This is a genomic window from Pseudosulfitobacter sp. SM2401, assembly GCF_042932805.1.
GTDB lineage: Bacteria > Pseudomonadota > Alphaproteobacteria > Rhodobacterales > Rhodobacteraceae > Ascidiaceihabitans.
On sequence record NZ_CP170633.1, the window covers coordinates 439,979 to 455,672 of the forward strand.

Consider the following 15,694-nt stretch of genomic DNA (forward strand, 5'->3'; position numbering starts at 1 on the left):
TCGATTGATTTTAAAGTGGGTGGTGTTCTGTGTTGGATAAAAAACTATGACAGTGCCTGCGATATTTGTGCTGGGCATGCACCGTTCAGGCACGTCGGCCTTGTCGCGGGTGCTTGGTCTGACGGGATTTGGGCAAGCTGCAAATTTGATGGCCCCGAACCGCTACAATCCGTCGGGGTATTGGGAACCAAAGCCTGTTGTCGTTCTGAATGACGCGTATCTTTGGGATATGCAGCGGTTCTGGGCCGATCCAAAGCCCTTTGACATCACCGATGATCCGCAGCGCTACCAGCGTGCAGTCACGGATGCGCAAGCGGTTCTGGAACAGCAGTTTGATCAAACAAACGGCTTTGTGGTGAAGGACCCGCGTGCGTCCCTGACGTTTCCGGCATGGCACGAAGCGGCGCTTCGGGTTGGTGCAAAACCTGTGGTTCTGATCGCGCTGCGCAATCCGGTCAGCGTGTGTCGCTCGCTTGATGCCCGCGACGGCATCGATATGGATCACGCAGAAATGTTGTGGGCCAATTACACGCTTGGTGCTGAAAAATGGTCCCGTGATGTGCCGCGCGCCGTCGTGCGATACGAGGATATGTTGCGCGACTGGCAAGGTACAATTCAGGCGGCTTTTGCGCGTATTGGTCTGCCAGTGCCGGACCTGACTGCACCGCAAATTGCGTCTGTCGATGCATTTTTGGACCCAACGCTAAACCACGGCGAAGCCAGCAACACTGATCTATCTGCACAATCTCAGATATCTCAGGGCACCAAGAACCTGTACACGTGTCTGAGCCAGCCCGGCGGTCTGGAACGACTGGAGGATCTTGATGAAATCCAATCAGAATGGACCACATTCTGGACGCAAGAAAGCCCGGACGGTGGCCCGTCGACCTACGTGAAACGCTTTCCCGATTGGCATCTAAAGGCAAGTGAGCAAGCATTGGCGTCTGGTGATCTTGTTGGGGCATTTGCCGCCTGTCATGCGGCAATTGATTTGGCCCCCAACCTTGCACAGTGTCATTTTCAACTGGCAAAATTGCACTTTGATCAGGGCCAATTCCAAGATGCGCTAGACCCGATCTGCAAAGCGATCGAGGTCAACAGTAACCGCATACATTTCCACATGTTGCACGCGCGCATTTTGAACCAGTTGGATCGGCCAAAAGAGGCGTTAGACCCAATCGCACGCGCATTGGTGTGCAATCCGAACTGGCCTGCCGCGTATTTCTTGCGAGGGACCTTTCTGCTAAAACTTGACCGGCGCGAAGACGCAGCAGAGGCATTAGAACGTGCCATCGCATTGGATCCGAACAAAGCACAGTATCACAAGGCTTTGGCGCGCGCGCAAAAGCCACTGATCAGCAAAGCCGGCGAAGCGCGTCAAGAAAAGATCGCACAGGGGCGACGGCATTTGCGGGACAAAGATTGGCGTGCGGCCCATGATGTCTTTGCCGAGCTGGCTTTGAAAAAAGATGTGCACGTGATGATCCTGCGAAATTTGCTGACCACGCAACTGCGCCTTGGGATTGTTCAGGGGTCGATTGCGACGCTGGAACGGATTGTGGAACGTGATTCGACATCGCCCGACTATTTGTTCTTGCTTGGAAAACAGCGCAGTTTGGCCGCGGATTGGGCAGGGGCCACGCAGGCGCGCACTGCGGGGCTCGACAATGGGTTGGTCGCGATAGAGCAGTTTTTGAACATGCCGGAGCAGCGCGACGAGCCACCCAATCGCGACGTGACACAAGCGCTGTTTGCTTGGCAAAGTGCGGGGTACTGGTACGATCAACTGCGCGCGCTGAGCGATCAAAACAGTGGCGCGCTTTGGCCGCTTGGTCCACGTCGCCCAACACTGGAAAAACCTGAGATCGCAAGAATTCAAGATGCGAACCGACCAGAATTATCGGTGATGATGCCCGTCTATAGTGTCCAAAACACAGCTTGGTTGCGCCAAGCGATCGACAGCGTTTTGGGCCAAACCAGCGGTCTGGATGTCGAGGTTGTGGTGGTCGATGATGCGTCGGCAAACGATGCGGCGCGGGACGTTGTGGCACAATTTGGCAGCCGCGTGAAATACACCCGCAACACGGTGCAACTGGGGTTGTTGCAAAACCACAATCAGTGCCTGAAACAAGCGCGTGGCGAATTTATCCACATTTTGCATCAAGATGACTGGGTTCAAGACGGGTTCTATGACGCTTTGCTGACGCCGTTGCGGGCTGATCCAAACCTAGCCATGGCATTTTGCACCGCGCGCATCGTGGACACAAACGACAAACGCCTGCGACGCCGCGCGCAGTTAAGGGATAGTGCCGGCGTGATGGATAACTGGCTTGGGCAGATTGTGCACGGGCAATTAATCAATTTTCCGACCGTTATAGCCCGACGCAGCGCCTACGAGCAGGTGGGTGGTTTCACGCCAAGTCTGACCTTTGCGTTTGACTGGGAAATGTGGGCGCGGCTGGCAACTGCTGGTGACGTTTGGCACGATCCGGGCGAATATGCTGTGTACCGGAACCATTCGGCCTCTGCGACGCAACTGTTCACCGTGCTCGAGCGGATGATTGATACATTTCAAACGGTTGCGGTCTTGTTGCCGTTGTTGCCAGAGCATCAAGCCGATCAAATCGGACGGCATGCGCTGCACCGGGTTTTGCTGAACGGGTGGCAGCAATTGGCCAAGATGCCGTTGGGGGCAGAGGGGCTGGAGGACATGATCGATTTCCTGCACAAGGGCAGTTCTAGCGGCACTGATGCGGCCAAGATTATAGCGTTGTTTGACGCGGCGTAGAACAGGTTTGCCGATCGACCAATTCGATCTCGCAACTGGTGCGGGTGGTGTCTTTTGATTGTTGCACAATGGACTGCGCCAATTGCTCACCGGCCAAATGACCGATGCGTCGGGCGGGCAGGCGCACTGTGGTCAAGGCGGGCTCCATTTCCTTGGACCCTTTGAAATCACCAATTCCGATGATGGAAATGTCATGGGGCACACGCAGCCCGCATTGCCGCGCAGCATACAACGCACCAACCGCCAAAACGTCATTGCCGCACAAAATCGCGGTCAGGGCGGGCGCATTGTTCAGCATTTCTGTCACCACCCGTTTTGCGTCTGAAATCGAGTATAACGTTTCGATGCTCGCCCCGTCAGGGGTTTGCACGCCTGCGGTTTCAAGCACCGATTGCGCCCCGGTCAAACGGTCACGTGCGCGGTCGTTGTCCTTGGTCGGGGGAAACACCAAAGCGACTTTGCGGTGGCCCAGATCAACAACATGCTGCGCGGCAATTGCGCCGGCTTGTCGGTTGTCGGCCCCAACGCACGGCAACACAGATTGCGCATCGTAATTCCAAACGGTGATTGCGGGAATTCCTTGGCGCTTAACCAGATTGTAAGTCTCGTCCGAGTGGTCCAACCCGATCAGCGCAACCCCGTCAACGCGGTGTTCCAAAAACTTGCGCAGGACGCTGTATTCCCGTTCCAGATTGTATCCGTGCGAGGCGACTAGAATGGTAAACCCATGCCCTTCGACCGCATCGGAAAACGCTTGGATGACTTCGGCAAAGATCGCGTGATCGATCGTGGGCACCACCAATCCAATGGTTCCTGACCGGATGCCATGCATGGTTTGTGCCGCCCGATTGCGGATATAGCCAAGCTTGCGCACAGCTGTGTCGATCTTTTTCCGAGTCGCAGGTTTCACCAGTTCAGGATGATTAAAGCTGCGCGACACAGTTGAAATAGATACCCGTGCGGCCTTTGCGACGGCAACGATATCTGCATTTTTTGAATTAATTTCAGACACCTACCGGCACCAATCGGGTAATTTATGAAAACATTTGCAAAACTATTTTCATCGCCTAACCTTCAATGTCAAGGATGCCTGTAATGGGCTTCTTCGGGTTGGGAGGCCTCGCTTGGATTTTCTGTTCTACTTTGGTGATGTCTTTACGCCGTTCAATTTCGGGCTGCTCATTCTGGGCACCGTGTTTGGTCTGATCTTTGGGGCGACCCCGGGATTGTCGCCAACTATGACCGTGGCTTTGGCGATCCCGTTTACGTTTAAACTTGAACCGGCAGCGGGCCTGATTTTGCTTGGGGCGCTGTATACGTCAACTGTTGCAGGTGGTGCCGTCAGTGCGATTTTGCTGCGCATTCCGGGGGCCCCTGCGAATATCGCCACGACCCTAGATGGCAACGCGATGGCGAAAAAGGGCGAGGGCGCAAAGGCGCTACAATTGTCGTTCCTCGCGTCCTTGGTTGGTGGCCTCTTCGGGGTCTTTTTGCTGATCACTTTGACCAAGCCGCTGTCCGAATGGGCGTTAATCTTTGGCCCGTCTGAACTGTTCTGGCTGGCGATCTTGGGCGTTACGATTATCGGCAGCCTGGATAGTAAATCCTTGGTCAAAGGTTTGCTGTCCGGCTGCATCGGAATGTGGTTGGCAACGATCGGATTTGACGACATGCTGGGCGCGCAACGTTTTGTGTTCCACCCCGCATTGGGCGGCGGCATCAACATCATCGCGGCGTTGATCGGTCTGTTTGCAATTCCACAAGTCATCGCGATGTTCGCAGGGGGTCGCATTGATTCCGCCGCCGAGGTCATCAAAGTTCAAAAACACAAAGTTACCGACGCCGTCAAAGAGCTTTGGAACCGGAAACGCGCGGCAGGGATCGGCACCATTGTCGGATCGATCATCGGTTTGATCCCCGGCGTTGGCGGGCAGATTGCAGGGCTTGTGGCCTACGATCAGGCCAAGAAGTTCTCGTCTGAAAAGGACAAATTCGGCACCGGCCATTCCGAAGGTGTCATCGCCGCCGAGGCCGCCAACAATGCGATGGTTGGCCCGTCGTTGGTACCTTTGTTGACGCTGTCCATCCCGGGTTCGCCCACGGCGGCAGTGTTGTTGGGTGGTTTGCTGATCCACGGTATTTTCCCCGGCCCGGACTTGTTTATCAACCACGCGGATGTGGCGTGGACGTTCATCAATTCGATGCTGATCGGGCAGATTTTGATGTGTGTGTTTGGCATCTTTGTCGCCGGGCTGGCCGCGAAGGTCGCACAAGTCCCCAAGCACGTTATGGCCGCAATCGTTTTGGCGCTGGCCGTGTTCGGCAGCTATTCGGTGCAATCGAGCATGGGCGACGTCTATGTCATGGCGACCCTCGGTGTGATGATGTATTTCCTTGAGCGGTTTGGCTTTTCCGCAGCCCCGTTGGTGTTGGGCCTGATCCTTGGTCCGATTGCCGAAGAAAACTTTGCGATTGGATCGATGATTGCCAATGCATCGGACGGATTGGCACCGTATTTCCTGACTGGCCGTCTGAACCTAATTTTGATCGCGATGGTGATTGCATCAATCGTCTACTCGGGCTGGATGGAAGTACGCTCGCGCCGCTACACCTCCAAAGAGGAGATCATGCAATGAGCGATATTTCCTTGCCCCGCATCCAACATATTGCGGCCTCCGGTGTCGTCGCGGCAGTTGGCGTTTGGGTCACTTACGTCAGCTTTACGCAGCAGCCAGCCCAAGCGTTCCTGTTTCCGCGCCTGATCGCGACGGTTTTTGTAATCCTCGCGCTGTGGACTTTTATCAAAGCCTGCCTCGGCTGGAGCAAAGTCGGCAGCGGGCTAAGCGCACGCGATTGCAAACGGCTGGCCGTCGGGCTGATCATCGCCTGCATTTATATCTTTTGGATGGCCAAGGGGCTGGGGTTTTACACGGCCACAGCAATCGCCTTTTTTGTCCTGCTGTCGATCTATGATCCGGCCCCGCATACCGCGCTTAAATCGTGGGTCAAACGCATTGCCATCACCGCGTGTTTCATCGCTGTGATGTACGGTCTCTTCGCAAAACTTCTAACTGTGTACACACCGCGAGAGATTTTCTTCTGAACCGCAACAGCGGCAGATCTTAACTTTCCTAGGGAGGAACAAACGATGAAGAAACTACTAGCAGGGGCCGCAATCGGTCTTATGGGTCTGACGACTGCTGCGGCAGCTGATGGCCACGCAAACTATCCTGATCGCCCGGTTATGATGGTTGTCAGCTATGGCGCCGGTGGTGCCACCGATTTCCAAGCGCGCATCGTCACGATGACCGCCGGAAACGAGGACGCACTGGGCATGCCGGTTGCGATCCTGAACAAGCCGGGGGCCGGTGGCCGTGTCGGTTGGAACTGGTTTGCAACCCAAGCCGACGCTGATGGTTACACGTTGTCTGCCTACAACGTCCCACACTTTATCGCGCAATCGATCAAAGGAGGCGTTGAATATTCGACGTCCAGTTTTGAACCGATCGCCAACTGGGGCGCTGACCCTGCGGTGTTTGTTGTCGCTGCCGACAGTGACATGAATTCGATGGCTGATGTTGTTGCCTTTGCTAAGGAAAACCCGGGCAAGCTGACGTTCTCTGGTGCGGGCCTGTTTGTAGGTCACCACATTGCGGCGCTGCAAATCGAAAAAGCAGCTGGCGTGAAAATGGCCTACATTCCGACCAAAGGTGGCGGTGCTGCCGCGATGAAGGCTGTGATCGCTGGCGACGTTATGGGCGGTGTAAACAACCTGTCTGACGCTTTCCGCGCGGCTGCTGCGGGTTCTGTCAAAATCCTTGGTGTCGCTGATCTGGAACGCTCAGAGTTCCTGCCAGACGTGCCAACGATGATGGAACAGGGGCTGGAAGTCGACAACGCGTCCGTCAACTTCCGCGGCATCATGGTGCCAAAAGGCACGCCGCAGGGTGTGATCGACAAGCTGGCCGAAACCGTGCCTGCAATGTTCGAAAACGCCCGTGTGCAAAAGCGCATGAAGGCAGGCGGATCACCGATGCACGTGATGAACCGTGCCGAGGTTCAGGCGATGTGGGCAGCACGCGAAGCAACTTTGAAAGAGTTGCTGGCGGGTCTGTAAAGACACCCCTTTTAACACGCAGCAGGGCGGCTTATGTCCGCCCTGTCACCCCCAAAAGGATATCCTCCATGACCCTCCAAAGCGATATTGACGAGGTTGAAGCGATCGTTGCGTCTGCCCGCGCCGCCCAAACCGCCTACGAGGCGAATGGGTCGCAAATACGTTATGACCGCGCAGCCCAAGCGGCCGCATGGGCGATCATGGAACCAACCCGCAACCGTACTCTGGCCGAACTGGCTGTCGAGACAACGGGATTGGGCAACGTGCCTGACAAGATCACCAAAAATCACCGAAAAACGTTGGGTTTGATGCGGGATTTGGCAACGGCAAAAACCTACGGCGTGGTGTCTGACAACGCCGACACCGGCATCACCGAAATCGCGCGCCCAGTTGGGGTTGTGGGGGCGGTTGTGCCCTCGACAAACCCGGCAGCGACACCCGCTAACAACATCATCAACGCTTTGAAATGCGGCAACGCGATTGTGCTGTCGCCGTCGCCCAAAGGTGTGCCGTCGTGCGAGCGCTTGTTGGAATACATCTACGCCGAATTCGATAAAATCGGCGAAGACAAAGCACTGGTGCAAATGGTGCAAGGGCGCGGGTCCAAGGAAAAAACCCAACGTTTGTTGGAGATTTCGGACGTGATTGTGGTGACCGGATCGCAAAACAATGTCAAACGGGCCTACACATCCGGCACACCTGCCTTGGCCGTGGGTGCAGGCAACGTCACCGTGATTGTGGATGAAACCGCTGATCTGGACGCGGCTGCGCAAAAGATTACAGCCTCCAAAACCTTTGACAACGCGACGTCTTGTTCGTCAGAAAATGCGATTGTTGTGGTCGATGCGGTCTATGATGATTTTGTGGCAGCGATGGCGCGGGCAGGCGGGGCGCTCATCAAAGATGAGGGCCCAATTGTCGCCAAACTGTGGCCGGACGGGCATCTGAACCGTTCCGTTATTGCCCAAGATGCGGACAAGATGATCGCGGCCTTGGGGATGCAAGGTGACGTGCCAGCGGACACCAAATTTCTGGCGGTTGAAACAACAGGTGTTGGCCCTGATCATCCGCTGTCTGGCGAAAAACTAAGCCGTGTTGCGGCGTTCTACCGTGCTACCGATTTTGAGGCCGCACTGGACCGGGTGGACCAAATTATGGCGTATCAGGGGGCGGGGCATTCGGTTGGGCTTCACTCGATGGACGATGCGCGCGCGCTTCAGATCGGGATGCGGATCCCGACGTGCCGTGTGATCGTGAACCAAGCGCACACCTTTGCTACGGGCGGGTCCTTTAACAACGGCATGCCGTTTTCTTTGTCGATGGGATGTGGGTCTTGGGGTGGTAATTCGATCGATGACAATGTGCATTGGAAGCACTTTATGCAGACCACCAAAATTGTCCGTGAAATCCCTGTGCGCGAGCCAAAAGTCGAGGATATCTTTTCTGATTACTGGGCTGCTGCGGGTCAATGAAGCTGGAGCTGGATCACCCCCCCAAAGGCACGGCGCGCGATTGGCTGGATCACCGTGCGGACACGGGTGGCATAGCGTTTCAATTTTGCGAGGACGGCACGTCGCTCAGTTGGGCTGATTTGCGCAGCGAGGCGGCAGGTCTTGCGGCGATGCTGACCGGCAAAGGGATCGCCAAGGGCGAAAGCGTTGCGATCTTGTGCCCCAATGGGCGTGCGGGTGTCTTGGCGACATACGGGGCGCTTTACGGCGGGTTTCGCGCAACAATGATCAACCTCGCGGCGGGACCGGATGCCGTGGCCTACGCGCTGGACCATTCCGAGGCACGGTTTGCGTTCGTGGACGAAAGTGCGCATGGTCTGTTTGATCAGGCGAATGTAGGGAATATCGAGAAGTTAGAGTGGGTTGTGGGGAAGGCACCACTGTATCCCTTGCAGGCCAGTGATCATGCTTTGCTGATGTACACGTCTGGCACAACGGGGCGGCCCAAGGGCGTGGTGCATACCCATGCCAGCTTGCTCGCGGGCGGATGGACGTCAGCGATTGCCCATGACTTGAGTCCGCAGGATCGCGGGTTTTGCGTGCTGCCAATCTATCACATCAACGGGCTTTGCGTGACTGTGATGGGGGCGTTGGTGTCGGGTGGATCGCTGGGCATGACGGCAAAGTTTTCGGCCCGTCAGTTTTGGGATCAGGTTGATGCCGTTGGGGCCACGTGGTTTTCTGTGGTGCCGACAATCATCAGTCATTTGTTGCACGGGGCGGCGGACCCCTCGGCTGAGACGAAGGCGCGTTTACGCTTTGGTCGCTCTGCCTCGTCCGCATTGGCACCGGATGTTCAGAGGTCGTTTGAGACGCAGTTTGACGTCCCGATTATCGAGACGATGGGGCTGACGGAAACTGCGGCTCAGATCACATCGAATCCATTGCCGCCCGGTCTGCGCAAGATCGGTTCTCCTGGTGCAGCCTATGGAAATGAGGTTGGTGTTTTTGATGCTCGGATGGTGGCATGTGCGGTCGGTGTCGAGGGGGAAATTGCCGTGCGCGGCCCAAATGTCATGTTGGAATACCTCAAGAACCAAGAGGCAACCCAAGCCACATTTTCAGGTGACTGGCTGCGCACTGGCGACTTGGGTCGCATAGATGCGGACGGGTATTTGTTTGTTACCGGACGGTTGAAAGAACTGATCATTAAGGGTGGTGAAAACATCGCCCCCCGCGAGATCGACGAGGCGTTGTATTCGCACAGCGACGTGATCGAGGCCGCCGCTTTTGCGCGACCCTGTGACAGTTACGGCGAGCGGGTCGAGGCCGCTGTGCGTGTGCGCGAAGGATCGGATTTATCCGCAGCACAACTGATCGAGATTTGCGAAGCGCGTCTGGGGAAATTTAAATCCCCGGACACGGTGCATTTCATGGCGGAGCTGCCAAAAGGGCCTTCGGGCAAGATCCAGCGCCTAAAGCTGAGCGAGCTGACAGCCTAGCCCCCTTTAAGGGGCCGCCGCACTTGCCGTGTTGATCTTGAGCTTCCACCCCTCAATCAGTGTTCCTTTGGTTTTTAACCGGCTCGTCAGGTAATAAAGCCGCTGGGTCGCGGGCCCGTCAGGTGCCGTTTCAAAACGCTGTTTCAGGTAGTAAGGCGGGATCGCTTGCGAGTAGAGCGTCGCGGACACGTCAAGCCCGCTGATGTCCGTCCCTTTCGGCAATTTGATCCGATATTCGATTTGATCGGACCCGGGCACAAAAGTCGCGTCCATCTTGGCGCGCCCTTCGGGCAATGTTGCTTTCATGAACGCGGCGGTGACATCGCTGTCGCCAAATTTCTTCACAAACGCAGGCGTGCCAGGTTTCAGGGTGCCCTTGGGCGTCAGTCGATTGTCCTTTGGGTGGTAGACGCGGTGCACAAAACTGGTGGTGAATTCCCTTTCAGCGTTTTGGGTCAGCTCCTCGTAGATTTGCACCTGATCTTGGGCGTCGATCACTTCGTGATGTGGTTGATACAGGGCTTCGCTCGCACCTGCGGGGATGAAATCGAGGAACTCGGTTTTCAGAGGTTCCTTGTCGGCACCAACAATGACACCTGCATCATTGGAACAGCCCGAGCACCAAACGGTGTCGCCTGCCGCGTTGCTGACACGCACCTCAAGAAAGGCACGGCGAAAGCCGACGCCGGAGGGCAGCCGATGTCCGGTTTTGTTGGTGACGCCAACCTGTGCGATCAGGGTTTGCCCCTCGCGTTTTACGTCTAATGAAACATCGGACGTAAAGTTACGCGCTTGCAGTTCCATCGTATCGAGCGACAGCTGCGCGCCGTTCGTCGCATAGGTCATCGGGTCGGTGCGGCTCATGCCCATTTCGGTGGAAAACTGGCGCAACATTTCAACCATGTAGGCATTGAGGCCGACAAAATTGTGCCGCTTGTACCCTTCACGGAAGGGAATCGTGATGTCGTCGATGGGCAGCAGATTTTCGACATCGGGCAGCGTGCTGTCTTGGATCGTGGCGATCTGCGTGGTGATCGCGTCGATCTTGATGTCGGGGTCACTGACGCTTTGGAAGTCATTGTTCATGTGGCAATCTTGGCAGGACGCAGCCGTGCTTTTTTCGTTAAAGATCGAGTTCACCCATTCGAGATAGGTGGCCTGTTCCACAGAATGTTGAAAGTCGAGCAACCCTTCGGGAAAGGTTGTGCCGTATTCGGATTTTTGAAATGCAGCACCGTTTTTGGCGGCCTGATTGAACACGGCCTGGTCGGCTTTTGTGTATCCTTCGAGGGGCTCGTCGCGGGCCGCATCCACGTTTGGCAAGTTGATCGTGTGACATGCACCGCACAGCTGGCTGTCTTTGATGTAGGGATCAGCGACCGGTGTTACGCCCATGGCATGCTGCATCGGTTTCACTTTGACGCCTTCATAAGGCCCGATCAGTTTGTCGGCATCGGTCAGACGGAACACGCCTGTCGTACCGTTCATAAGGTAGGTATCAAGTCTGTTGTAATCGGGTTGGCCGGGCCCCTTTTCAGGGGGCGCAATGTGGTGGCAAACCCCGCATGAAATGCCCTCGCGCGCGAGGTTGCCATACTGGTGATAGTCGAATGTGCCGTCCGAAATTTGTTCGTCCTTTTCGGCGGCTGTCAGGGGGGCGTGCAACAGCGTGTAGTCAACTTTGAAATTGTTTGGATCCAACCCTTTGTCCGGTTGCGCATGCGCATCCAACGCCAGTTGTTTCTGACCCATAGCGCCGTGGCACGACAGGCAAGTGGTGCCAAGATTAGAAGATAAATCGCCGACGCCGGCCTGTTCCAGCAGCGCAAATTCGCTTTCCAATTGGGCAAAGAAGATCGGATCGCGACCCGCCAGCCCCATTGGCGACCAACGCCATTCGCCGTATTCGGAAATGTTGTAGCCTTCACCGTAATTCGGGCCTGTTTGCAGGAACATTGTGGTGCCGGATGGTGGGCCACCCAAGCCACCGTGACATCCGACACAGTTGTCAGAGGTCATAAAATGCTGCGTGTCGTTCGGGCGTGCAGGCACATGATCCAACCACTGGCTTGGCAGCGTTTGAACGGTGTCTGCACGAACATTGAGCGGTGGAAATGTCTTTGCAAACGTAGGGTTTATCTGTGTTGGCGATGTTTTCGCTTTGGCGTTTGATGTCTTCAATGCGGTCTCGTTGTGGAAATAATCTTCGATCAGTTTGGATTCTGACGCGCCGCGCGCTGGACGTTGCCATTCGGGCAGATTGAACGGTCCTTCTGGAAAATCAGCCAGCTTGCGCCAGCTTTCATCGACGCTAAAGATCAACGGCTCGCCGGGGTACCCTTCGACATTGTCGAGGGCCGAGAAAATCAGTTCTTCCGCAGCAGAGGCATGGCACCGCATGCACATACCATCGCCAGCCGAGCCCGATGGGGGTGAAAAGGGCGCGTCAAAATTCGACAGCGTCGCGTGTTGGTTGACTGAGGCAAAGAACCAGCCGCCATGAGATAACGCGCTGTCCTTGACCATCACGGTCCAATTCAGCCCGCTTTTCTTGAGATACGCGAGCATGTCTGCCTCGACCTTGGCGGGATTGTCGGGGTGCATGTAGGTCAACAGAGCGCGATACTCATTGTATCGCGCAGAGGGGGACGGAGCCATTTCCTTGATCACGATTGCGCCGTCGGGCACGACCCCTTTGCGCCCACCTTCAAGCCATGCGATCACTTCGGGTGAGTAATACATGCGCACTGCGGGGTGGATGCCGTAGTTGGTTTCAAGAACAAATGGTCCAGTGTCGCGCCACGATTTGTCGCGCTTCCAATCCAAACTGACAAAGTCGCGATCGGCGATGAACGGATACAATTGCGCTTCGTAATCCAGCAGTGGCAACTGCGAAGGCAGCACCAAATCCGCTTTGCGAGGTTCGGCAAATGTTGTGTTCGGTACTGTGGCGACCAAAATCAGGGCAAACGCCCAGGTGAAAATATGCTTCATCACAACGCTCCGAAAAATAAATGCAATCAATGCGTGTAGGGTGCGACACTCTGTCCGGTCTGGCAAGGAAATTTTGTCGAAATAGCGCGATCTGAAAGATTTTCATCAAATGGTATTTGTTCAAATCCCCAAGGTTCGGGACGGATTAAGCCAACTGTAACGCCTTGGCGCTACCACCGAACCAAGACGCACTCTTGAGCCGCAATTCGCAGCCCGGGTCGTGCGGCATGGAATAGGGCTTTCGATATGAAAAAATCCATCAAGCAGCGCAGCATGTTTCGCATAAACAGCATCTTTGTGAAATGTGCAGGTGTCGCAGCAATTGCCATTCTGCTGGTGGTTGGTTTTATGGATTACATGGTGCGCCACAACGCGATTGATTTGACCGCAGCCGGGCTGAGCCAACGTGCGAAAGATGTAAATGGCCTGCTTGCCATTCAACTTGGCGGGTCAATCAAATTTGGAAATTCCGTTGCCGTTCAAGAAATTTTGGACAGCGTTGTTGAAACTGCGCGACCCGATGCAATTGGTGGTTTGGTCGTAAACGGTAACAACATCGTATTGTACCAGTCTGAGGGTGCGGAATTTGACACCGATGTGATGAACGCTCTGATCGGACAGGTCCTGGAAACCGGGGTCGCTGCGACGACTGCTGATGGGCTTATTGTGGCGACGCCCTCTTTGTTTGGCGAAGGGAATGCAATCGCAGGTGTGGTTGTCAGCCAATGGACGGCGCAACATAGTATGGCGCTGGTGGACGAGGGTCATAAATCCATGATCAAATGGAGCGGGCTGGTATTTCTTATCGCGCTTTCCGGGTTGGTGTCGTTCCTGTGGCAAACTCTGTCCCGACCGCTTGTACGTATCGAGGCGGCCGTCGCCGAAGTGGAGGCTGGCAATTACAAGATCCAGATCCCCGCGACGAAACGAGGCGATGAAATTGGTGGAATCGCCCAACGATTGGATCACTTTCGCGCCGCCCTTTCCATTGCGCGGGATGCACAACGAGAAAACGCATTTCGCGGATCTGCATTTGAGGGCTCAACAGCTGCGATGATGATGGTGGATGAAGCATTCAAAGTAACGTTTGTTAACCCCGCATGTATCAATCTGTTGGACCATATCGGCAGCGAGCTGCGGAGCGAATGGCCAAATTTGAATGAACACGGTTACGAAGGCCATGATTTATCCGAAATGGCAGGCTTGTCCGAGGTGATTACCCGGGCAAAGGACAACCCAGAAAATGGGCTTCCAACAACCGTGAATTTACGAATTGCAGAAACCTATCTAAGTGTCAGCATCAATGCAGCACAGGACGATCAAGGCGCAGTCATTGGCGCAGTCATTGAGTGGAGCGATGAAACAAGTGCTCAACGTGATGCGGCCGTGTTACAAACAATCGAAAAGAAACAAGTGCGGCTAGAGTTTTGCGCAGACGGGCGTTGTGAATTGGCAAATGACAACGCGGTCAACTCCTTGAACGTAATGTTGCAGACAGGGGATACACTAACCTTTGCGGAGCTTTTCCCTTCTGCGCAACCTCAAGCAGGGGTATCTGGTGATCTAAAGGCGGCGGTTTTGTCCGGTAAAGAAGTCTATGGAAGCTTCAATATTAATGTCCTCGGTTCGGATGAAGTCCGGACATTTGATGGTAGTTTTGGGTCAATTTTTGCCCCCGACGGAAGTTTGGAGAGGGCATTGTTTTTGGGTACTGACGTAACCGAAGCAAACAGAGAACTTCGGGCAGCGGATGCACAAAGAGAGCGTATTTCCAAAGAACAAGAAAGCGTTGTTTCTGAGTTGGGTAAGGCATTACAAAAGCTGGCAGATGGCGCTTTGACGGCCCAGATCGAAACAACATTTCCAGTGGAATATGAAAAGCTTCGTGCCGATTTTAATGCTGCTACGATTGCTCTTAGTCAAGCGGTGGGCGTCGTCACAAAAAATGTCACGTCGATTAGATCTGAAACGACCAATATTTCAGAAGCGGCCGAAGATTTAGCTGCTCGCACTGAACGCCAAGCCACAACGCTAGAGGAAACAGCAGCGGCGATGGATCAGTTGACCAAGTCAGTCAGCGGGGCCGCACAAGGGGCTGATCAAGCGAGCAAAATTTCCGACGCTGCCAAACGAAACGCGGAAGAAGGTGGTGGCGTCGCCCGCAAAGCTGTAATTGCGATGGGCGAAATAAAAGCGTCGTCTCAAGAGATTTCTAAAATTACATGTGTCATTGATGACATTGCATTTCAGACTAACCTGCTGGCTTTAAACGCTGGCGTGGAGGCTGCACGTGCCGGTGAAGCAGGGCGCGGGTTTGCGGTTGTTGCAACTGAAGTTCGTGCTTTAGCGCAACGCTCTTCAGAGGCCGCGAGTGAGATAAATGCACTTATCGCTGCGAGTGAGGATCACGTGGACCAAGGTGTAGATCTAGTTGGACGTACTGGTACGGCCCTTGACGAGATTGTTGTTTCGGTCGCTGATATTTCTGAGCGCGTTGCCCAAATAGCGTGTTCGGCCCGCGAACAATCCGCTGGTTTGAACGAAATCAATGAAGCAGTTATCGAACTGGATCATGTGACACAGCAAAACACCGTAATGTTTGATAAAACCACAGCAGCGAGCCTTGCTATGACGCAAGAAGCTGATGCTTTAGCCTTGGCTGTTGCAAAATTCGAATTGGCCGAAGATCCGCCATTGGGAATGCAATTTGAAAAGGTTAGTCACTTTTCCCCCACGGTAGATGATGACCAACCGAAAGCCGTCGACAAGTTTGAGCATCGCGAAAACTTGGCAATTGCGAAAGTCGCGAACGGGACTTCCGGTTGGGAAGAGTTTTAACCCA

At 54.9% G+C, this 15,694-nt stretch carries 9 protein-coding genes; 7 read left to right on the plus strand and 2 right to left on the minus strand.

From position 1 onward, the window contains the following. Nucleotides 1-46 precede the first annotated feature (46 nt). Nucleotides 47-2,788, plus strand: coding sequence for a glycosyltransferase (locus tag ACFIO0_RS02270; protein ID WP_390913194.1), 2,742 nt, complete (start codon nucleotides 47-49; stop codon nucleotides 2,786-2,788). On the opposite strand, the gene ACFIO0_RS02275 is transcribed toward ACFIO0_RS02270, so the two are convergent. Continuing rightward, nucleotides 2,763-3,800, minus strand: coding sequence for a substrate-binding domain-containing protein (locus ACFIO0_RS02275; RefSeq protein ID WP_390913196.1), 1,038 nt, complete (start codon nucleotides 3,798-3,800; stop codon nucleotides 2,763-2,765). The genes ACFIO0_RS02270 and ACFIO0_RS02275 overlap by 26 nt on opposite strands. A gap of 112 nt (nucleotides 3,801-3,912) precedes the next feature. Here ACFIO0_RS02275 and ACFIO0_RS02280 point away from each other — a divergent pair, with 112 nt between their 5' ends. The 5 genes from ACFIO0_RS02280 to ACFIO0_RS02300 are packed head-to-tail and all read left to right on the plus strand — an operon-like array spanning nucleotide 3,913 to nucleotide 9,858. Next, nucleotides 3,913-5,424, plus strand: a complete 1,512-nt coding sequence (locus ACFIO0_RS02280; protein WP_390913198.1) for a tripartite tricarboxylate transporter permease — start codon at nucleotides 3,913-3,915, stop codon at nucleotides 5,422-5,424. Next, the gene (locus ACFIO0_RS02285; protein WP_390913200.1) at nucleotides 5,421-5,891 is read left to right on the plus strand and encodes a tripartite tricarboxylate transporter TctB family protein; all 471 of its coding nucleotides are present in this window, start codon (nucleotides 5,421-5,423) and stop codon (nucleotides 5,889-5,891) included. The genes ACFIO0_RS02280 and ACFIO0_RS02285 overlap by 4 nt, the downstream gene beginning before the upstream one ends. A 45-nt stretch (nucleotides 5,892-5,936) precedes the next feature. After that, nucleotides 5,937-6,905, plus strand: a complete 969-nt coding sequence (locus ACFIO0_RS02290; protein WP_390913202.1) for a tripartite tricarboxylate transporter substrate-binding protein — start codon at nucleotides 5,937-5,939, stop codon at nucleotides 6,903-6,905. After that, on the plus strand, nucleotides 6,857-8,377 hold the full coding sequence (sauS, locus tag ACFIO0_RS02295; protein ID WP_390913204.1) for an acylating sulfoacetaldehyde dehydrogenase: 1,521 nt from the start codon (nucleotides 6,857-6,859) through the stop codon (nucleotides 8,375-8,377). Before ACFIO0_RS02290 ends, sauS begins: the two co-directional genes overlap by 49 nt. Further along, nucleotides 8,374-9,858, plus strand: coding sequence for an AMP-binding protein (locus tag ACFIO0_RS02300; RefSeq protein ID WP_390913206.1), 1,485 nt, complete (start codon nucleotides 8,374-8,376; stop codon nucleotides 9,856-9,858). Before sauS ends, ACFIO0_RS02300 begins: the two co-directional genes overlap by 4 nt. 6 nt (nucleotides 9,859-9,864) lie before the next feature. On the opposite strand, the gene ACFIO0_RS02305 is transcribed toward ACFIO0_RS02300, so the two are convergent. After that, nucleotides 9,865-12,852 (minus strand): hypothetical protein, encoded by a 2,988-nt coding sequence (locus ACFIO0_RS02305; protein WP_390913208.1) that lies wholly within the window; start codon nucleotides 12,850-12,852, stop codon nucleotides 9,865-9,867. 246 nt (nucleotides 12,853-13,098) lie between these two features. On the opposite strand from ACFIO0_RS02305, the gene ACFIO0_RS02310 reads away from it, so the two are divergent. After that, complete coding sequence (locus ACFIO0_RS02310; protein ID WP_390913210.1) at nucleotides 13,099-15,690, plus strand: methyl-accepting chemotaxis protein; 2,592 nt, start codon at nucleotides 13,099-13,101, stop codon at nucleotides 15,688-15,690. Nucleotides 15,691-15,694: the final 4 nt, after the last annotated feature.